The 18161-nt window shown below is 62.8% G+C and carries 20 protein-coding genes and 1 tRNA gene; 7 read left to right on the top strand and 14 right to left on the bottom strand.

The features are described 5' to 3' along the window. The first annotated feature begins 39 nt into the window (after positions 1-39). Genes ehuC through eutA form a run of 3 tightly spaced genes read left to right on the top strand, consistent with a single transcriptional unit; the run spans position 40 to position 2140 of the window. Positions 40-699 carry an ectoine/hydroxyectoine ABC transporter permease subunit EhuC gene (gene ehuC / locus AB4Y34_RS07045; protein WP_368715619.1) on the top strand — a complete coding sequence of 220 codons (660 nt, stop codon included), beginning with the start codon at positions 40-42 and terminating at the stop codon, positions 697-699. Between the two features lie 4 nt (positions 700-703). After that, positions 704-1363 (top strand): ectoine/hydroxyectoine ABC transporter permease subunit EhuD, encoded by a 660-nt coding sequence (ehuD, locus tag AB4Y34_RS07050; RefSeq protein ID WP_368715620.1) that lies wholly within the window; start codon positions 704-706, stop codon positions 1361-1363. A gap of 3 nt (positions 1364-1366) precedes the next feature. After that, positions 1367-2140 carry an ectoine utilization protein EutA gene (eutA, locus tag AB4Y34_RS07055; protein WP_368715621.1) on the top strand — a complete coding sequence of 258 codons (774 nt, stop codon included), beginning with the start codon at positions 1367-1369 and terminating at the stop codon, positions 2138-2140. Between the two features lie 27 nt (positions 2141-2167). Here the strand turns inward: eutA and AB4Y34_RS07060 are convergent, their stop codons facing one another. Further along, positions 2168-3232 carry a poly(3-hydroxybutyrate) depolymerase gene (locus AB4Y34_RS07060; protein WP_368715622.1) on the bottom strand — a complete coding sequence of 355 codons (1065 nt, stop codon included), beginning with the start codon at positions 3230-3232 and terminating at the stop codon, positions 2168-2170. Positions 3233-3538: 306 nt separating this feature from the next. Here AB4Y34_RS07060 and AB4Y34_RS07065 point away from each other — a divergent pair, with 306 nt between their 5' ends. Then, the gene (locus tag AB4Y34_RS07065; RefSeq protein ID WP_368715623.1) at positions 3539-4894 is read left to right on the top strand and encodes an MFS transporter; all 1356 of its coding nucleotides are present in this window, start codon (positions 3539-3541) and stop codon (positions 4892-4894) included. Between the two features lie 63 nt (positions 4895-4957). On the opposite strand, the gene AB4Y34_RS07070 is transcribed toward AB4Y34_RS07065, so the two are convergent. The 7 genes from AB4Y34_RS07070 to coxB all read right to left on the bottom strand — a co-directional run bounded on the left by AB4Y34_RS07070 (position 4958) and on the right by coxB (position 11628). Beyond that, complete coding sequence (locus tag AB4Y34_RS07070; protein WP_176378662.1) at positions 4958-5347, bottom strand: hypothetical protein; 390 nt, start codon at positions 5345-5347, stop codon at positions 4958-4960. Between the two features lie 267 nt (positions 5348-5614). Beyond that, positions 5615-6067: a hypothetical protein gene (locus AB4Y34_RS07075; RefSeq protein ID WP_368715624.1), complete on the bottom strand. Its 453-nt coding sequence runs from the start codon at positions 6065-6067 to the stop codon at positions 5615-5617. Between the two features lie 326 nt (positions 6068-6393). After that, entirely contained in the window at positions 6394-7092 is a 699-nt protein-coding gene (locus tag AB4Y34_RS07080) for a hypothetical protein (RefSeq protein ID WP_368715625.1), read from the bottom strand. A gap of 20 nt (positions 7093-7112) precedes the next feature. After that, positions 7113-7883 carry a tetratricopeptide repeat protein gene (locus tag AB4Y34_RS07085; protein WP_368715626.1) on the bottom strand — a complete coding sequence of 257 codons (771 nt, stop codon included), beginning with the start codon at positions 7881-7883 and terminating at the stop codon, positions 7113-7115. Positions 7884-8075: 192 nt separating this feature from the next. Next, positions 8076-8411 carry a hypothetical protein gene (locus tag AB4Y34_RS07090; RefSeq protein WP_368715627.1) on the bottom strand — a complete coding sequence of 112 codons (336 nt, stop codon included), beginning with the start codon at positions 8409-8411 and terminating at the stop codon, positions 8076-8078. Beyond that, a complete protein-coding gene (ctaD, locus tag AB4Y34_RS07095) occupies positions 8408-10945 on the bottom strand; it encodes a cytochrome c oxidase subunit I (RefSeq protein ID WP_368715628.1) in 2538 nt (845 codons plus the stop codon). Before ctaD ends, AB4Y34_RS07090 begins: the two co-directional genes overlap by 4 nt. Then, positions 10942-11628, bottom strand: a complete 687-nt coding sequence (coxB, locus tag AB4Y34_RS07100) for a cytochrome c oxidase subunit II (RefSeq protein ID WP_368715629.1) — start codon at positions 11626-11628, stop codon at positions 10942-10944. Before coxB ends, ctaD begins: the two co-directional genes overlap by 4 nt. A gap of 51 nt (positions 11629-11679) precedes the next feature. Between coxB and AB4Y34_RS07105 the strand changes: the two genes are divergently transcribed. Beyond that, the gene (locus AB4Y34_RS07105) at positions 11680-12192 is read left to right on the top strand and encodes a DUF2231 domain-containing protein (protein ID WP_368622869.1); all 513 of its coding nucleotides are present in this window, start codon (positions 11680-11682) and stop codon (positions 12190-12192) included. On the opposite strand, the gene AB4Y34_RS07110 is transcribed toward AB4Y34_RS07105, so the two are convergent. Both AB4Y34_RS07110 and AB4Y34_RS07115 read right to left on the bottom strand, forming a co-directional pair. Then, positions 12156-12668 carry a CopD family protein gene (locus AB4Y34_RS07110; RefSeq protein WP_368715630.1) on the bottom strand — a complete coding sequence of 171 codons (513 nt, stop codon included), beginning with the start codon at positions 12666-12668 and terminating at the stop codon, positions 12156-12158. The two genes, AB4Y34_RS07105 and AB4Y34_RS07110, sit on opposite strands and share 37 nt — an antisense overlap. Further along, the gene (locus tag AB4Y34_RS07115; protein WP_255208713.1) at positions 12665-13390 is read right to left on the bottom strand and encodes a cytochrome c oxidase assembly protein; all 726 of its coding nucleotides are present in this window, start codon (positions 13388-13390) and stop codon (positions 12665-12667) included. Before AB4Y34_RS07115 ends, AB4Y34_RS07110 begins: the two co-directional genes overlap by 4 nt. Before the next feature lie 325 nt (positions 13391-13715). Between AB4Y34_RS07115 and AB4Y34_RS07120 the strand changes: the two genes are divergently transcribed. After that, positions 13716-13874, top strand: coding sequence for a hypothetical protein (locus tag AB4Y34_RS07120; protein ID WP_176106876.1), 159 nt, complete (start codon positions 13716-13718; stop codon positions 13872-13874). Positions 13875-13982: 108 nt separating this feature from the next. Here AB4Y34_RS07120 and yfcF read toward each other — a convergent pair whose 3' ends face one another. Then, positions 13983-14615: a glutathione transferase gene (gene yfcF, locus AB4Y34_RS07125; RefSeq protein ID WP_176378655.1), complete on the bottom strand. Its 633-nt coding sequence runs from the start codon at positions 14613-14615 to the stop codon at positions 13983-13985. A gap of 534 nt (positions 14616-15149) precedes the next feature. On the opposite strand from yfcF, the gene AB4Y34_RS07130 reads away from it, so the two are divergent. Beyond that, positions 15150-15234: transfer RNA gene (locus AB4Y34_RS07130), tRNA-Leu, on the top strand. Between the two features lie 121 nt (positions 15235-15355). Here AB4Y34_RS07130 and AB4Y34_RS07135 read toward each other — a convergent pair. The 3 genes from AB4Y34_RS07135 to AB4Y34_RS07145 form a co-directional block, all read right to left on the bottom strand. Next, the gene (locus tag AB4Y34_RS07135; RefSeq protein ID WP_368715631.1) at positions 15356-16375 is read right to left on the bottom strand and encodes a D-cysteine desulfhydrase family protein; all 1020 of its coding nucleotides are present in this window, start codon (positions 16373-16375) and stop codon (positions 15356-15358) included. 73 nt (positions 16376-16448) lie between these two features. Further along, entirely contained in the window at positions 16449-17645 is a 1197-nt protein-coding gene (locus AB4Y34_RS07140; RefSeq protein WP_368715632.1) for an aminotransferase class V-fold PLP-dependent enzyme, read from the bottom strand. A gap of 27 nt (positions 17646-17672) precedes the next feature. Beyond that, positions 17673-18146: a RidA family protein gene (locus AB4Y34_RS07145; RefSeq protein ID WP_176121049.1), complete on the bottom strand. Its 474-nt coding sequence runs from the start codon at positions 18144-18146 to the stop codon at positions 17673-17675. Between the last annotated feature and the right edge of the window lie 15 nt (positions 18147-18161).

Genomic DNA, 18161 nt, shown 5'->3' on the forward strand with positions numbered 1-18161 from the left:
GCGCGCATGGCCCCCATAGATTGCGCGCGAGGTGCGTCGATGAACCACTGGTCCGGTTATTTGGAGCTGATTTTGCAGGGGGCGCGGACAACCGTCGAACTGACGCTGATGGGCGCGGTACTCGCGCTCGTAATGGCGTTCGTCGCGGGGCTCGGGCGTCTGTCGCGCTTCTTCGTGGTGCGCGCGTTGGCCACGTCGTATATCGAGTTCTTTCGCGGCACGTCGATATTCGTGCAGCTGTTCTGGGCGTACTTCGTATTGCCGATGGCCGGCCTCACGCTGACGCCGCTGCAGGCCGGCGTGCTCGCGCTTGGGCTTAACGTCGGCGCGTACGGCGCCGAAGTGGTGCGCGGCGCGGTCGCCGCGATCGGCCACGAGCAGCGCAGCGCCTGCATTGCGTTGAATCTTTCCCGCTATCAGCGCATGCGGCACGTGATCCTGCCACAGGCCTTGCCGCTGATGCTGCCCACCTTCGGCAACAACGCGATCGAGCTGCTGAAGGGCACGGCCGTCGTGTCGCTGATTTCGCTCGGCGACATGACCTTCCAGGCGCAAGTGGTGCGCTCGCAAACCGGCAATACGTTGATCCCGTTCGCGACGATTCTCGCGCTGTACTTCGGCATGGCCTGTCTGATCTCGCTCGGTATGCGCAAGCTGGAAAGCCGGATGAGTTTCGGTCTCGACCGCATCAGGAGATAGACGTATGGAATGGGACTGGAGCTTCGTGCGCGAGATTCTGCCGCTGCTGCTGCAAGGGCTGGAGATCACCGTGCTGGCTACCTTGCTGGGCGCGGTAGTGGCCGCCGTGGTCGGCATGGTGATAGCCATCTTGCGGCTCGCACCGAATCGCTTGGTGTCGCGCGGCACATCGGCGATTGCGAGCTTTATTCGCGGCACACCGCTGCTGGTGCAGCTGTATTTCGTGTTCTACGTGCTGCCCGACATCGGCATCCGGATGCCGGCGCTCGCGGCCGGTGTGCTCGCAATCGGCGTGCATTACGCGACATATGCGGCCGAGGTTTATCGCGCCGGCATCGAAAGCATTCCGCGCGGGCAATGGGAGGCCGCGAAGGCCTGCAATCTGAGCCCCGCGCAAACCTGGCAGCACGTAATCTTGCCCGAAGCGGTGCCGCCGATGGTGCCGGCGCTCGCCAATTACCTGATCTCGATGTTCAAGGAAACGCCGTTGCTGTCGGCGATCACGGTCCTCGAATTGATGAATCAGGCGAAGATCATCGCGAATACGGATTACCGCTATCTGGAGCCGATGACGCTGGTCGGCGTGCTGTTCCTGATCATCAGCCTGATCGCGGTGGCCTGTGTGCGCGTCCTTGAAAAGCGTTTTCCGGCTCCGGGACATTGAACGATGCAAATAACTATTCGGCAGTTCGAGCGCGCGCCGAATTTGATCGAACGCGCTTTCGAAAAACGTATCGGCCTCGTGATTCTCGCGACCGATCACACCACCGAGCCGGATTTCGCGGCACTCGTTGCGAGCGAGCGGATCGGCATCTACGTGAATCGCGTGCCGTATGCGAACCCGGTCGGGCCCGACAATCTGCGCGCGATGCAACCGTCACTGACCGCGGCCGCGGCGCTGATCCTGCCCGACGAAACGCTCGACGTCGTGATGTATTCGTGCACGTCGGCATCCGTGATGATCGGTGATGCGCAGATCGAGCGCGCAATTCATGCAGCGAAGCCATCGGCCAGAGTGGTCACTCCAACGACTGCCGCGGTCACTGCGCTCGACACGCTCGGCGCGCGGCGTATCAGCGTGCTGACGCCGTACACCGCCGAAACGAGTGGGCCAATGGCGGAGTACTTTGCCGCACAAGGCTTCGCGATCGATCGCTTCTCTTGCGTCGGTTTGACCGACGACCGGGAGATGGCACGGATTTCGCACGACGATATCGTCGCCTTTGCGCGCGAAGCGACGGCGCGGGACTCCGACGCGCTGTTTATCTCGTGCACCGCTGTGCGAGCCGCGCGGATCATCGCGCGAATCGAGGAGGCTACGGCCAAGCCGGTGGTCAGCAGCAATCTCGCGACCGCATGGATGTGTTTGCGGCTGTGCGGCGAGAACGACGCGAGGCCGGAGCAGGGGCGTTTGATGACGCTGCCGTTGCTGATGCGCTGATACGAATGACGTTGGGCTTTCAGCCACTCAGTGGCTTGCGCCCGACGTGAGCCGTTCGATCATGTTGCGGATCGCGCGCATCTGAACGCCTTGCTGATCGGCGAAATGTCGGCCGGTATATCCCCACCAGTCCCAGCATCCGTTCGGGTTGGTTATTGGAATCGATACCGCCTGCGGATATAGCACGACGATCCGGTTGTTGTCCGCCCACTGCGTATAGCCGGCGTGTCGGACGAACGTGGTGCCGTAGGGGAGCCCAGTCGGTGAGCCGAGCGGGACATACGCCTGCCCCTGCCGGCAGCCGTGCAGCGCAACGTGCAGCCGGCACGGTGCTCCGGCATTGCATGCGCTCGGTACATACAGCCATCCGGTGGCGTCCATGCCCGTCCTGCGCAGAAAGCTCGCTGGCTGGCTGGCCGGTAGATAACGGCTCTGATCGAAGCGGATGAAGCGTCCCGGCGGCGTTGCCGCGGCAGGCGGCGCGAGCGGAGCAGGTCCGTAGATCCAGCCCAGTATCTGCTTCGCGCCATCGACATCGCACTTGCCGATGAAAGGCGATTCGCTTTTTGCGCAGGCCACGCCATAGTCGATGGTGGGCATCGTGTGGCCCGCATCGGCAATGCCGGTTTGAGTCATGTTCTGTGCCGGCACGCCGAGTGCCGCATAGAACGCCTGCAACTGGGCGACGATGGGCGCAGGCACGGTCGCATCTTTCGCTCCCGATATCGTGACGACTCGTTGGCCCATGATCCTGGCGACATCGTCGATCAGGCGACTGGCCGAAAACGTCCTGGCCATCGAGACGAGCCGTGGCACATTGGTGCTGTCAGGCGAGACCCGGCAGGCGCTCGCCGGTCGGATGGTGCATGAGCACCGGGTGGTGGCGATCAGAAGACTGTTTCGCGAGCAATAGTACGGACCGGCCGCAACGACGCCCACGCCCTTGATGATCGACGAGTACGCGACCGCCAGTTGCACCGCCATGAACCCTCCCGCCGAGAGGCCGGAGACGGAGGTCTGCGAGATATCGATGTTGAGCGCCGGCAATGGCGGATAGCTGGCAGCGTCGGCGTAACACCTTGCCGATGGCATCGACAAAGCGGTGACACATATGCAGAGCGCTGCTTTCACCGGTTGGCCTCGCACTCGAACGCTTATCGGTAGAACGGACGACGGCTTGAAATTTTAAAGCGTGCATTGCACCCGAATCGTGTTGTTTTTCCCGATCGCGCACGACGTATCGCCGACGCACGCGTACCGATTACCGCATCCAGTGCGGGCTTCATGGAAAACCCCGATGCCTGCATCGTCCTAGAACATCGTTGCAGAAGCGTGCCGCCGGTATCTTGGATTCGGGCGACGTTGCCTGTGTCGCATAGAGACATCCCAGGAGGAGACATGCATTACGCACATTCATGGACCGCGCAGAGCGCGCAACCGCAGGCGCAAGCGCGCAGCTTGCTGCGACGCGCGATCGCCGCATCGGCGCTCGGCAATGCAACCGAGTGGTTCGACTACGGTATTTACGCCTATGGCCTCAGTTACATTTCGGCCGCGTTGTTCCCCGGCAGCACTTCACAGGCTACGTTATTCGCACTCGCGACGTTCGCTATTTCGTTTCTCGTGCGTCCGTTAGGCGGCCTGTTCTGGGGGCCGCTCGGCGATCGCCTCGGCCGCAAGCACGTGCTCGCTTTGACGATCATCCTGATGTCGGTCGCAACGCTGCTGGTCGGACTCGTGCCGACTTACGCAAGCATTGGCTGGTGGGCGCCGACGATCCTCGTCGTGCTGCGAATGATCCAGGGCTTTTCGACGGGTGGCGAATATGGCGGCGCGGCGACTTTCATGGCCGAATACGCGCCCGACAAGAAGCGCGGCTTTTGCGGCAGCTTCCTCGAGTTCGCGACGCTGTCGGGCTTCTCGCTCGGCGCGTTTCTGATGCTCGGCTGCTCGGTCGCGCTCGGCAACACGGCGATGCATGCATGGGGATGGCGTTTGCCGTTTCTGATTGCGGCGCCGCTCGGCATGATCGGCTTCTATCTGCGCTCCAAGCTCGAAGACACGCCGGTCTTTCGCGAGCTCGAAGAAACGATGCACAAGGAGCAGCATAGCTGCGTCACGCTGAAGGCATTGCTGAGCGACTATTGGCGACCGCTGATCCAGCTCGGCGGACTCGTGGTTGCTTTGAATGTCGTCAACTACGTGCTGCTCGCCTATATGCCGACCTTCATGCAGAAGCAGCTTGGCATGAGCGACAACATGTCCCTGCTCGTGCCGCTGATCGGCATGCTCGCGATGATGGTGTTCCTGCCGTTTGCGGGCACGTTCTCGGATCGCGTCGGACGCAAGAACGTGTGGTGGTTTTCGCTGGTCGGCCTGTTCGTCGCGGCGATTCCGATGTTCCTGCTGATGAAGCTCAGCGTGACCGGTGCGTTCATCGGCTTTGCGGTGCTCGGGCTGTTGTACGTGCCGCAATTGGCCAGCATCTCGGCGATGTTTCCCGCGATGTTCCCGACCCAGGTCCGGTACGCGGGGATGGCGATCGCGTATAACGTGTCGACGTCGATTTTCGGCGGCACGGCGCCGATGGCGAACGAATGGCTGGTCGCGCATACGGGCAATGCGCTGGTGCCCGCTTACTACATGATGGCGGCGTGCGTCGTTGGTGCGATTGCGCTGGTCTTCGTGCCTGAAACGCGCGGGTGTTCGTTGCGCGGGCAAGGCATTCCGGGGAAGCAGGAAGTGCTTGGTTGAGGATGACATGGCGTGGCCGAGCGCATATCGATGCGGTTCGGCCGCGCGTGTTCGATTGAGTGTTTATTTCAGCTGGCTTTCCGCGAGCCTCGACTTCAGCAGTTCATATTTCTCCCGCGACGTATCCGCGAACGCCGCTTCACGACTCGAACGCGTATCGTCGAATGGAATCGGCTCGGCAAACTGGCTGACGGTCAGATCCCATCTCTTGCCGTCGATCAGGTTGTAGAAGTGCGTGCCGCCGGACGTACGCGTCGTCAGAATCTCGCCACCGAAGCAGTCCTGCACGATCAGAGACGTCACGCTGCAATGATTCTGCGCCGGATTCGTCGACAACCACGCGTGAGTCGGGCTCGACGTATCGGCGGCCCACACACGTGCAAGGGCGCGGTAAAGATCGATGGGCGTCGCAAAGGTCTTCGATACGGCTGGCGTCTGTGCTTCCTGCGTCATGGCGGCAATCCTTCGTTCGATGAGCGGATAAGGTCGTGGAAAACAAAAAGCCCCGTCGTTGCCGGCGGGGCTTTCTCGCGCATGCCGCTGCGAATGATGTCTAGCGGCGTATGCGTATGCGAGTCCCCACAGGGAGTCCCACGCGGGTATGCGCATGATGATGCTTTGCGAGCGAGGGGGTCCTGAGGGCTTGCATAGTGAGCGAGTGTGCCTTCGATCGCGCGACGCGTCAACGAATCGTCGATAACTGCGTCGCGCTGATCGTGATTACGACTTCGTGCCGCTCAGAATCGCGAGGCTCGGGCAGTAATGTGTCGCGCTCAAATACGCGGCCTGCTGCGAACGCACGCCTGCACTGTTCGACGTCGGCGGATCGATGAACACCTGCGCGTTGTTCGATCCCGCCGGTGCGGTCAGCGTCATCGTCACTTTCCACCAGTTGCCGGCTTTCACCGCGCTCAGCGCCGTTGCTTGTCCCGCGCCCCACGTGCCGCGCACGATCGCGCCGGTGTTCGTGTTCAGCACCCAGCCGAACTCGGTGCCGCTCCGGTCGTCGGTCTGGATCGAGCCGCCGGGGAATACCGTTGCGTTGGTGGTGAACGTGTACGACTGGCCGCCCTGTACCCGGATCACTTCGTGGATGTTCGACACGGACGAACCATTCGTGCTCGTGACCGTCGCGGCGCCAAGATTGACGCCGGAAATGTCGGTGGCGGGCACGGCGGTGCCGCCGTTCGACTGGAACCACGCATCCGGCGTCGCGAGACTGAGCGGCGAATTGATCAGGTTGTTCGCGTAGCAGGCCGACGCGGCCGCGTCGGCCGGCGGTCCGTAGAAGCATTCCGCATACTTGCGGGCTTTACGAAATTATTACTAATATTTTGGCCGGTGCGACACACGCGGCATGCTGCCGCGATGACCTGATTGCGAGCGCCGTGGCGAATCAGCGCGACGTCGTGAAGCGAGGGGAATCGAAATGAAAAGTGACGCGCGGCGAATCAGAACTTCGACCGCGCATGGCTTGCGCCGATGTGCTTCAACGCAATTCAACCACCGGACAGAATCGTGTCCTCGATTTCATAGCGTTCGTTGCCGACCGAAATCAGATTGATGCCGGCATGTTTGCGCGTAAGAGTGTCGCCGGGCGTCGGCTGATCGTTCGCGGACGCAGCCGTGCCCATCACACGGCCGTTGACGGCGAAGAAAATGGCTCGCGTCGTGCCGTCCGGCCAATACACCACGACCGTTGTCGATCGATCGCTGTTATGCAGGACGCCGAACTTGCACATCGTTCTGATCTGTCCGTTGCCGCGCTCGCATGGCAGTGTGCCGCTCGCGCTGATCGGCGATTCCTTCACGGGCGCGTGACCATTCTGCGAACTGGTCTGAGCGCCTTCCGTCGAAATGGAAATCAGCGTCACGCCATCCGCTTCGCCGACCACGCGCGCGCGCCGCTGGTGCTCGACGATCGCACGCACGGCGGCGCTGTCGCGCGGACCTGGGCAACCGACCAGCATCGCCATATGGTCCAGATAGTTCGCGGTCGCGGCCGACTCGCCGAGCCGCCGGCAGACATCGCCCGAGTGCGGATAGCCATCGCCGAGCACGACGAACGAGGCGGGCCATTTGAACGGCTTCTCAGTGCCAGCGGCCTGCGCGGAAGTCGAGGCGCCGCCGCTACCGAAAGCCATCGCCGCCATTGCGGCATACAGCGCCAAAGCGAAAGACCGGGTTGCGCGTCGCATCGATGTTCTCCTCGGCATGCTCAGGTTCGAGCCGCACCGGCCGCCAACGCGGCCTGCGCCCGCTGCAGCCACTCGCGATTGTGTTCGCGCGCGTGACGCGGCCAATGTTTGGCGTCCTGCACGATTTCCGCGTAGAGGGCACCGGCGCGGCGGCGGTCCGCGTCTTCCAGTTGCGCGGCGAGCCAGTCGGCGAACAGGCAGCGCGCCGCGACGTCGGTTGCGCAGGTCAGCGAGTGTTCGAATGCGGCGCGTGCGCCGGGCGCGTTCAGCGCGGCCAGCGTGCGCGCATACAGCAGCGCCGGTTCGCCCTGATTGCGCGCGTGCGGATTGACCGAGAACAGATTTGCCAACGTCGTATCGGCGGCCGTGTAGTTGCCGAGGCCGAACTGCGAGCGCGCAAGACCTAGCAGTAGCGCGGGATCGTTCGCAAAGGGACCATTCGCCGCGGCCTGGAAATGTTCGAGTGCTTCGCGCGGATTGCCGGCCGCGAGCAAGGCCTCGCCGAGCCGCATCCGATGCTGTACGGTCGGCGCGCGCTCGAAAGCGGCGCGCGCTTCACGCAGCGCGCGATTCGGATCGACGAATTGCGTGATCGCCTGCGTGGCCACTCGCGCGCCGCGCGTATGGCGCAGACCCGGCAGATAGATCGCGAAGAAGTACACGACGCTGCCGAGCAGCGGAAAGGCAAACAGAATGAACAGCCAGTAGATGCCCTGGTTATTGCGCATCGCGTGGATGGCGAAAAAGATCGCAATGAAAACGTGAAGACCAATTCCAAAGAAGTAGGGCATATCGATTCAACCTTCGAGCATGAGGAAAAGCGACGAAACCGTAGCGCTCGGAATGGTAGCGGATGCGCGGCACCTTCAGTTCGCCGAGCGTCAACGAGTCCCAGGTCTTGCCGCCAAACAGTAGCACGAGCGGGCTGCGTCGGTGCTTGTCCATGCCGGGGTGCGGCGGCCGCCCTCGCGCTCAGTGCACGTTCAGACGCAGGTGGTGAGCAGCAGAGCGGGCCCGAACGTGATCACGGTCGCGACCAGCGCCGCGATCAGGGTCCAGACGACGACGGTATGCACGAACGAGCTGATACGTTCGGGCCCAGGGTCGCGGGTCGCGGCGCGATAGCGCCATAGCCAGCCGATTGCGATCAAATGCAGCAGCAGAATGATCGCGAGACTCGCGCGCAGCGGGCCGGCCGGCCACGCGAACGCGCAGCCAATTGCATGCAGCGCATACAGGATCACGAACGCGAGACACCAGATCGTGAAGCCGACGGCGAGCCACCACAACCGACGCGGCGAAAGCGGACGCGCGCTCATGGTCTGGCTCCCAGCATGGCGACGAGGCTCGGCAACGCGAGCACGAGTCCGAGCGCGATGACGCCCGTCGCCAGCGTGTAATCGATCCACAAGCGCGTAAGGCGCAGATCGGTCAGGCGTCGCGCGGAAACGAAGCCCGCGCCGACACGCAGCACGTTGCTGATCAGGAACAGCAGCCCGACGCCCCCGTGAACCGCGATATACGTGAGCAGCGCCGCCGCGGTCGCGCCGAGCGCATGCTCGCGCGGATTCGGTGTCACGCCGTCGATCAGCATCACGCAGGCGACCAGCGCGACGATCAGCGCGATCGCGCAGAGCCCGATCGTGCCGTGCGGTTTGCGCTCGGCGGCGGCCGCGCGCAACGAGCCACGCGTGGCGGCTGCGGCCACCGCGAGCGCGACGGCCGCGACGAGCGCGAGCAGACGGTTCGGATGCGGCGCGACCGCGGCCGGCCAGTTCGGCGCGGCGATCCACAGATAGAACGTGCCGAAGACCAGCGACGTGAACAGCGTGCCGTCCGCGACCAGCGCGCAGATCATCGAAAGCCATGACGGCGCACCGGCCACTTCGGTATGCGGCGGGACGCTGACGCCGCGGCCGACCGGCAGCGCGCCGTAATCGCGCGCGTGCCCCGCGCTCTGGCCCGCGTAGATGAAGAGACCAAACGTCGCGAACGCGAATGCGACCGACAGCAGATAGAACTTGAACAGCATCGCGAGCACCGCCGCGGCCGTCACGAGTGCAGTGACGAGCGGCAGATACGTCGAATTCGGCAGCACGATCAGCTGTTCGGCCTCGCCCGAAGTCATATGCACGCCTAGCGCCTCCTGCCAGCCGTTGCGCGTGAAACCGAGGTAGCCGTCGCCGCGTGCGAGCGAGGTCGCCAGCTGGCCCGGGGACACCTTTTCGGTTTCGGCGTCGATGTGCGGGATCGACGCGAATGCGTACGGTACGGGCGGAATCGGCATTGCCCATTCGAGGGTGGTCGCTTGCCACGGATTGCGCCGCACGCGTTGGCCGAAACGCAATTGCACGATGATGTCGATCACGAAGAGCGCGAAGCCGATCGTCATCACGAAGCTGCCCACCGACGACAGCAGATTGAGCCCGTTCCAGCCTTCGTCGCCGGTATACGTGAAGACGCGTCGCGGCATGCCGAGCAGGCCGGTCAGGTGCATCATGAAGAACGTCATGTTGAAGCCGATGAACACGAGCCAGAATGCCGGCACGGAAAGCTTATGCACGGCGGTGCGCCCGGTCAGCAGCGGCAGCCAGTAATAGAACGCGGCGAGCATCGGAAACGCCAGCGCGCCGGCCACCACGTAGTGCATGTGCGCGACGACGAAGTAGGTGTCGTGCGCTTGCCAGTCGAACGGCACGATCGCGAGCATCACGCCTGTGAGCCCGCCGCATGTGAACACGAAGAAGAAGCCGAAGATGTACAGCATCGGCACATCCCAGCGCGGGCGGCCGTGCGACAGCGTGGCGAGCCACGCGAAGAACTGGATCGCGGTGGGCACCGCGACGATCGCCGAGCCCGCCGAGAAGAACGCGAGCGCCAGATGCGGAATGCCCACCGTGAACATATGGTGCACCCAGATGCCGAAGCTCAGGAACGCGAGCGCGATGATCGCGACGACGATCGCGCGATACCCCATCAGGCGGCGTCGCGCGAACACGGGAATCATCGTCGACAGCACGCCGGCCATCGGCAGGAAGATGATGTAGACGTCCGGGTGGCCGAATAGCCAGAACAGGTGCTGCCATAGCAGCGGATCGCCGCCACGCGTCGGATCGAAGAACGGCAGGTTGAACGCGCGCTCCACCTCGAGCAGGATCGAGCCGAGGATCAGCGGCGGAAACGCGACGATCATCATCATCGCCGTGACGAGGATGTACCAGGCGAAGATCGGCATGCGATCGAGCGACATGCCCGGCGCGCGCATCTTCAGGATCGACACGACGATTTCCATCGCGAGCGACAGCGCCGAAATCTCGACGAACGTGATGCCGAGCAGCCACACGTCGGCGTTCAACCCGGGCGTGTATACGTTGGAGCTGAGCGGCGTGTACATGAACCAGCCGCCGTCGGGCGCGCTGCGCAGAATCAGCGCCACGGTCAGAATCGTGCCGCCGAACAGATAGCACCAGTAGCCGTAAGCCGTCAGGCGCGGAAACGCGAAGTCGCGCGTGCCGAGAATCTTCGGCGTCAGATAGACCGCGAAGCTTTCGACCATCGGGATCGCGAACAGGAACAGCATCATCGATCCATGCATCGTGAAGACCTGGTTGTAGGTCTCGACGTCCATGAAGGCCGCATGCGGTGTCGCGAGTTGCACGCGCGTAAGCATGCCGAGAATCCCGGCGATCGCGAAGAACACGAACGACGTGATCATCATGCGCATGCCGAGAACTGTATGGTTGACCGCGGCGAGCTTCTGCACGCCCGGCCCGGTGGCCCAGATTGCGGCAAGCTGACGATGCAGCCGCAGCGCGGTGATGCCCTGTGATGGCGGCTCGACGGGCACACTCATTTCTTCACCTCCCCGTTGGCGGCGGCGTTTTTGACAGCAGCCGGAAAATCTTCCGGACGATCGACGATCACGGTGAAGTGCATCCCCGCGTGACCGATGCCGCAAAACTCGTTGCATTGTCCGGCGTACCGGCCGGGCTCGTCGGCCTCGATGCGCAGCAGGTTGTGGTGGCCCGGCACGGCGTCGATCTTGCCCGCGAAGCGCGGAATCCAGAACGCGTGCACGACGTCCATGCTGGTCACGACGATGTCGACCGGCGTGCGCGCGGGCAGATGCAGCACGCTGTCGGTTTCGACGTTGCCCAGTTCCGGGTACCGGAAGGTCCAGCGCCATTGCTGCGCGATCGCCTCGATGCGCGCGGGCGCGTGCGCGCGCAACGGCAACAGCAACTCGCCCGCGTACAGCGCATAGCAGATCAACGGGATCAGGATCACCGCGGGCAGCAGGAGACCGCCGAGCACGATCCAGCGCGCGGGCGACACATGCGAGCCCCAGCCGGGCCGGAACACCGTCAGCAGAAACAGTACGAGCACCATCGCGAACAGGATCGCGGCGCCGGCCAGCATCACCCACCATAGCCCGGCGATCGATGCGGCGGCCGGACCCGACGGCTCGAGCGTCGACAGCGGCCCGCTGCAGCCGGACAACGCGGCGAGCGATCCGGCTTGGACCGTCAGACGCAAACAGCTATGATGGTTTGCAGCACCAGGCATTCGATGCGAGGGCACACCACGATGGCAAACAAACGTAATCCTGGAAACGAGACGCGAAGCGAAGTGATGCTCGAGCTGTTGCGGCTCGACAAGGGCTCGGCGGTGGCGCTCGTCGGTCATCCGATTCACGTGATGATGGTGCATTTCCCGATCGCGTTCGTCGTCGCGACGTTGGGCGTCGACGTGATCTACTGGTGGACCGGCGACCCGTTCTGGGTTCGCGCCGGTTTGTGGGCCGCCGGCTTCGCGTTCTGGAGCGGCGTGGCCGCGAGCGTGGTCGGTACCGCCGAGCTGCTGCTGGTGCGCGGCATCCGCCTGAAGGAAGCGAGCTGGTCGCATGCGGTCGCCGCGATGACGCTCGTCGCGCTCGCGGGAGCGAACTGGGGTGTGCGTCTTTACTACCCCGATGAGATCCTGCCGCATGGGCTCGTGCTGTCGGTGCTCAGCTCGGTGATGACGGGCTTCGCCGGCTGGCATGGGGGCAAGCTCGTGTTCGATCATGGCGTGGGGATTCTCGTTTCGCCAAAGGAGTGATGCAGCCACCGGCCAAGTCCGCCGGGCTCGAACAGATGCGGGGCCAGCAGGTTCGAGTCGATGTGGGGCTTGGCCAGCACGATCCAGATGATCGCGACAATCACAACCAGATAAGCGATGGTCAGCGCGATCGCCGAGGCACGGCTGAAGCGGCCGTCGGGCAGATACAGATCGTGCAGTACGAGGCCGGCCAGCACGTGCAGCATCGCCATGATGCCGACGAACACCATTTTCGCGGTGAACCATTCGACGAAGGTGGCCTGCAGAAAAATCAGCACGGTGCCGCTCGCAATCGCGACGAAAGCGGCGGGCGAGGTCAGTTCCACGAACACGAGACGCGTGATGCGGTGCAGCCGGTCGAGCTCGCTGCCGGCCGCGAGCCCGCGACGCTGCCAGAACAGATACGGCAGCACGAGCAAACCACCCGACCAGATCGCGATCGCGGCCAGATGAACGAACTTCAGAAGGGTCGTCACAGCGCGGGCTCTCTGACGCGCAGGCTTGACCAGACGAGCGAAAGTCCTGCCGCGAGATAAGGGATCATCGCCAGTACCCACATCAACAGTCCGGCGAGTTGCTGGTCGGCGAGCGGCGTGAGTCCCCACGCGGCGGTGGTCGCGAAGTGCGCGACGTAGAGCGGTACCGGCGCGAACACGATCAACGCGCCGAGCAAACCCATATGGCCGATCGTCGCGACCAGCGCCATCAGCGCGGGGCCGGTCGGCAGCGACGGCGAGAAGATGCTGCGCCACATGAGCCATGCACTGCCAAGCAAAGTGATCTGCATCAGCCAGTAGCCGGGTACGCTCGACAGTCCCCACGCATAGGGCCCCGGTGCATGCCACAGCCAGATGATCACGGCATGCGCTGCGACCACGAGTACAAGCGGCGGATACGCGAGGCGCGGCAACGGAAACGCAAGGGCGAGCAGTGGAGCTACTGCAGCGATCAACATGACGTGATGAGTGACGCGCGCGGAGAACAATGCCGACGACAACGCGCAAAGCGGCGACACGAACACGAGGGCCATCAGCGCGACGGCGCCCCATCCCGCCCGTGCATTCGCCGAGCGGCCGCTCGCCACGACCCATGCGAGCGCCGCGAGCGCGACCAGCAATGGCGGATCGGTATTCCAGCGCAACCACAAGCTCTCGGGGACAGCCGCGGGACCACAGTAGGCGACAGGAAAATATGGCATGGCGCGATGTCTTCAACGAGTCCAGGTGCTTCTTTAGTACACGCAAGCAAAAGCGTGACAGATAACACCTTTGAAATGTCGGGACGGCTCACGATCCAACTGAGCGCTTGTGTACTCTAGCGCAAATAATCTGTTTAGGGACGGCTATCTGATTCGTGTAAGTTGTTGCGTGACAGAATGTTTTCAATTTGTCACTCGCACTCTTTTTTGCCAGCGGGATAAACGCTGATGGATTGGCGGCGGTAAGATTGCAATGGTGCGCCGCAATACTTCAGGCGCGGCCCTCCCCGCATACTATGATGAAATCATGTGACGGAGGCCCGCCATGTTTCATGATCCCATTCGAATTCCCGCAATCATCGAATTGTCATTGCTTGCGATCGTGCTGATTGTTGTCAGCATCCTGCGGGTGAGGCAGCAAAGGGAGCGGGCGCGAAATCGGGCAATGGCGGAGCAGCGACGGTCTGATAAAACGCGAATGTAATGTTCGCTTTTACTGCATCTTTTAATGTTTCTCTATTCAGATATGTTGCTGGTCTTTGCCACTTCTATTGACGGTTTTTCGGCGTGGCATGCAGCCACGCCGATCGAGTTATAGCGCTGGACGCTCCAGTTGGACCCACTGCTGCACGCTAGCGCGCTGCCATTGTTGTGCGGCGTAGTCCTTGAGCTTGTGCGGAACGGGATCCCCATTCAGCACGAGGCGATTGAGCATCAATGCGAGGTCCATATCGGCGATGCACCACTCGCCGAACAGATTTGGCGAATTGGCTGGAAGCAATGCATCGGCGGCGGCGAAGAGTTTTTGAGCCGCTTCCTGTGCGCGCGACGAAAGCGGGCCGCCGCGCGATCCGTAGAAAATGACTTCGGTGGAACGCTCTTCGCGAATCGGCAGCAGATCGCTGCGCAGCCAGGCTTGCACCTGGCGCGCTCGTGCGCGCAGACGCCGATCTTCCGGATAGACCGGAGTGTCCGGGAAAGTCTCGTCGAGGTACTCGGTGATCGCCGAGGACTCGGAAAGCGCGAAGTCTTCGTGTATCAGAGTCGGCACGCGCCGCGTCATTGAAAGGGCCGCGTAGTCGGCGGCGAGATTTGCTTTGCTCGCCAGATCGATGGTCGAAAGGTCGAACGGCAAGCGCTTCTCGCGCAGCGTCACGAAGACGGACATCGCGTAGGGGCTCGCGAATTGGGTGTCGGTGTAGAGGTGGAGGCGGTCTTGTGGCATACGGGCTCCGTTTTGTTAGTCAACGATGTCGAGATTGGAATACTAACCGCCCGTTGCATGCCGTGCGGCCTTTCACCAGTGCGGATTGGCCATATCGCAGGCCAGCAGGCAGCCTAACGCCGACACGGTGCCGACTGCGCCGAGACCAAAGCCTACAGCAACATTTTCCGCCGTCGTTGCGCAACCCTGCAGCATGGATAGCGACGTCAGCAGCGACGCGAGAAGAAGACGATACCGAAGTCGCGAAGAATGTGTGCGTCGTGGTGACATGGCGTGTTGGCAGTGGAGGGCGCTCTTTCAGCGCATCAGCGTGCGAGCATAGCGGCCCACCATTTGCCGCATTCGCCGGAGTAGCGGCCCACAAACGTCAAACCTTACTAGCTGTTGCGAGGCTGCGGGCAGAGCTTGAATCGGACGCCGGGCAGCGTAACTGCGTGAAGACCACATCGGTTTTCGACCGGTATCGCAGCCGTCGAACAAAATCACGCGAGGGGCTTCAAAAAAAATTTTTAGCTGATACAATGGCGCCCCTCTGCCCAGGTGGCGAAATTGGTAGACGCACTATCTTGAGGGGGTAGCGCCGAAAGGCGTGTGGGTTCAAATCCCGCCCTGGGCACCATTTCGAATCGTTGGTTCGAATCTTCAAGCGCTTCGCGCTTTCTTCAGACAACGGCGGCCCATACCAGACCATCGCGTTGTCTCCGCTTCTTCTGCGACTCACTTTCGTGGCGCTTCATCGCTCAGAACTCGTTCCGATAGGCAAATAGCCCGGGAAGTCCGCCGCTCATCACGAATAGAATTTTCTGTCCGGCAGGATACTTGCCGGCACTCACGTTTTCGACGAGACCCGCAAATGCTTTGCCGCTATACACGGGATCGAGCAGCAGACCTTCCGTCGATGCCATCAGCCGAACGGCAGCGCGCATGTTATCGGTTGGAATGCCGTAGCCGGGTCCAAGCTGCGCTTCGTCGATCGAGATCGCGTCATCATTCACGCTTAGGCTTGGGTCGATCAATCGAACCGTCTGATTCGCTTTATCCAGGGTAATCGTGCGCGCATGCCCGGCATTCCCATACACCGTGAATGCCGCAATACGTGACGGGTCCAAGCCCAGCGCAACCAAACCCGCAACCAGTCCCGCATGCATGCCGCCGCTTCCGTTCGGCACCACGATGCGATCGAAAGCCACGTTTTGCGCTTGCGATTGCGCGATGATTTCAGCGGCGCAGTCCGCATAGCCGAGGCAACCGGCCGGGCTCGAACCGCCCAACGGACACACATACACGTTACGACCCTGCGTCTGCAACTCGTTCGCGCGTTCCTCGGCGAATTGCAGTGCGTTGGCCGTGCCGGGAAGATCGTGCACGCGAGCATCGAATAGAGCATCGAGCAGCACGTTGCCGTTCTCCATGTAGTCGTGATCGGAACGGGGCACGGTTCTCGTCAGCACCAGCTCGCATTGAAGTCCGACGCGAGCCGCCGCGGCCGCCGTCAGGCGCGCATGGTTCGATTGGCGTGCGCCGACGGTAATGATGGTGTCCGCGCCACGCGCGAGCGCTTCGCCAATCAGGAATTCGAGCTTGCGCAGCTTGTTGCCGCCGCCACCCAATCCCGTCAGATCTTCTCTTTTGACGTAGATGTCCGCGCCGCCGAGGCGAGCGCTCAGACGCGCAAGGTGCTGAATTGGCGTCGGGCCTTCGAGAAGCGCGTGCCGCGGAAACCTTGATAAATCGAGGCGGTGCGATAAGGCGGAGTTCATGGTCGTGGGCCGGCGAGAGAGTTGAAAGAGACGCTTCTATTCATTTGATTGACGCAAAACTCGCTCTGAGTACTTAATGCGCCAACGTCCGTATTCCAGCCAGCAATTTATCAACTTCGGCGTCAGTGGTTAGATAGCTGACCGATGCGCGCGCGATCTGCGTCAGCCCTCTGATCGTCATATCGAACGGCGTGTACCCGACGCCATTCGAGCCGATCGTGATGCCCTGTGCCGCCAATGCGCGTCGCACCGACATGGCGTCGAGTCCGGCGACGTTGAACGACACCAGACCGGATCGTTCGACACCCTGGTCGAGTACGGACACGCCCGGCATCGCGGCCAACCGCTCGCGTAATAGCTGCGCGGTCCGATCGATCTGCGCGCGGATATTGTCGATGCCGATTTCCAGCGCTTCGTCCAATGCATTCGCCAATCCGCAATGCAGTGCAATCGATGCTTCCGATGATTCGAGACGCGCGGCATCGTCGCGCAGTACCGGCTCGCCGTTGGCGTCGAGCGGCGCGGAATGGGTGTCGACGAAGGCTGGCATCAAGCGGGGCAGAAAATCCCGCCGCACGAATAACAGCCCGGTGCCGCGCGGTCCCCGCAGTGCCTTGCGGCCCACGCCCGCCAGCACGTCGCAGCCGAGTTCGACGACGTCGATCGGCAGTTGTCCGATGGCCTGCGCCGCATCGATGAAATACGTAATCCCGTGACGGCGCGCTATCTGCCCAACCGCGGCAGCCGGATTGATCAGTCCGCCATTGGCCGGTAGCCACGTGAGTGCAATCAGTCGGACTCTGTCGTCGAGCATGGCTTCGAGTGCGCCAGGATCGACCCTGCCGCTCGCATCGGAAGGAATCGTCTCTATCGATGCACCCGCGCGCTGCGCCAGAAGACGCATCGTCGCGAGATTGCCGCCCCATTCGTGCCGCGCAACGAGGATGCGTTGCCCCTCGCGCCACGGACCCAACGCCGCGAAAGCTGCGCCCCAGCCCGGCGAGTTGCCGGTCGTCAGCGCGATCTCGGCGGGCTGAGCGTTCAGCAGTCGCGCGGCGAGCGTGCGGGCCCGCTCGGTTTGATCGCTAGCAGCCGCGCCCGCTTCCATGGGTCCCATCGACGCTTCGCGCAACAGATGCGCGTGAATCGCTTCGAGCGTGGCGGCCGACGGCAGCGACGCGCCCGCATGATTGAAATGCGTGGTACTGAGAACACCGGGTGTGCGGGCACGTAATGCATCGATGACTGCGGGCGACAGCGGAGAAGACATTGGCGGCTCCGAGTGTATGAGTGGAATTCAGGCGTTTTTCAATGCGACAACCGCTTCGACTTCGACGGCGACTCCCGCCGGAAGCGACGCGACACCAACCGCGCTGCGCGCGTGACGGCCGGCGTCGCCGAAGATTTGCACCATCACGTCCGACGCGCCATTGGCAACCGTGCTCTGCGCACTGAACGCCGGCGTGCTCGCGATGAACACGTTCAGGCGCACGACGCGCGCCACGCGCTCGAGCCGGTCGCCTGTCGCCGCGACGATCTGCGCGACGACACCGAGCGCCGACAGCCGCGCGGCCTGAGCGCCTTCGGCGTCGCTGATATTGTCGCCGAGACGCCCGAGATATGCAGGCTGTCCGTTGTTGCGCGAAATCTGACCAGAAATGTGAAGCAGATTGCCTTCTTGCACGAATGGTACGTAATTGGCAGCGGGTGCGGACGCGGATTCAAGCGTCAGGCCGAGGCTGGCGGCGCGGGAGGTAATCGAGGAGGTCATCGGAAGGGTACCGTT

Origin of the sequence: Paraburkholderia sp. BR10954, from assembly GCF_040965775.1 — a bacterium.
In the GTDB taxonomy this organism is placed as follows: domain Bacteria; phylum Pseudomonadota; class Gammaproteobacteria; order Burkholderiales; family Burkholderiaceae; genus Paraburkholderia; species Paraburkholderia youngii.

What these genes read in the sequence shown, in the direction of transcription:
- ehuC (WP_368715619.1), top strand. Translation starts at nt 40, where the DNA reads ATGAACCACTGGTCCGGTTATTTGGAGCTGATTTTGCAGGGGGCGCGG.
- ehuD (WP_368715620.1), top strand. Translation starts at nt 704, where the DNA reads ATGGAATGGGACTGGAGCTTCGTGCGCGAGATTCTGCCGCTGCTGCTG.
- eutA (WP_368715621.1), top strand. Translation starts at nt 1,367, where the DNA reads ATGCAAATAACTATTCGGCAGTTCGAGCGCGCGCCGAATTTGATCGAA.
- AB4Y34_RS07060 (WP_368715622.1), bottom strand. Translation starts at nt 3,232, where the DNA reads ATGCCATCGGCAAGGTGTTACGCCGACGCTGCCAGCTATCCGCCATTG.
- AB4Y34_RS07065 (WP_368715623.1), top strand. Translation starts at nt 3,539, where the DNA reads ATGCATTACGCACATTCATGGACCGCGCAGAGCGCGCAACCGCAGGCG.
- AB4Y34_RS07070 (WP_176378662.1), bottom strand. Translation starts at nt 5,347, where the DNA reads ATGACGCAGGAAGCACAGACGCCAGCCGTATCGAAGACCTTTGCGACG.
- AB4Y34_RS07080 (WP_368715625.1), bottom strand. Translation starts at nt 7,092, where the DNA reads ATGCGACGCGCAACCCGGTCTTTCGCTTTGGCGCTGTATGCCGCAATG.
- AB4Y34_RS07085 (WP_368715626.1), bottom strand. Translation starts at nt 7,883, where the DNA reads ATGCCCTACTTCTTTGGAATTGGTCTTCACGTTTTCATTGCGATCTTT.
- AB4Y34_RS07090 (WP_368715627.1), bottom strand. Translation starts at nt 8,411, where the DNA reads ATGAGCGCGCGTCCGCTTTCGCCGCGTCGGTTGTGGTGGCTCGCCGTC.
- ctaD (WP_368715628.1), bottom strand. Translation starts at nt 10,945, where the DNA reads ATGAGTGTGCCCGTCGAGCCGCCATCACAGGGCATCACCGCGCTGCGG.
- AB4Y34_RS07105 (WP_368622869.1), top strand. Translation starts at nt 11,680, where the DNA reads ATGGCAAACAAACGTAATCCTGGAAACGAGACGCGAAGCGAAGTGATG.
- AB4Y34_RS07115 (WP_255208713.1), bottom strand. Translation starts at nt 13,390, where the DNA reads ATGCCATATTTTCCTGTCGCCTACTGTGGTCCCGCGGCTGTCCCCGAG.
- AB4Y34_RS07120 (WP_176106876.1), top strand. Translation starts at nt 13,716, where the DNA reads ATGTTTCATGATCCCATTCGAATTCCCGCAATCATCGAATTGTCATTG.
- yfcF (WP_176378655.1), bottom strand. Translation starts at nt 14,615, where the DNA reads ATGCCACAAGACCGCCTCCACCTCTACACCGACACCCAATTCGCGAGC.
- AB4Y34_RS07135 (WP_368715631.1), bottom strand. Translation starts at nt 16,375, where the DNA reads ATGAACTCCGCCTTATCGCACCGCCTCGATTTATCAAGGTTTCCGCGG.
- AB4Y34_RS07140 (WP_368715632.1), bottom strand. Translation starts at nt 17,645, where the DNA reads ATGTCTTCTCCGCTGTCGCCCGCAGTCATCGATGCATTACGTGCCCGC.
- AB4Y34_RS07145 (WP_176121049.1), bottom strand. Translation starts at nt 18,146, where the DNA reads ATGACCTCCTCGATTACCTCCCGCGCCGCCAGCCTCGGCCTGACGCTT.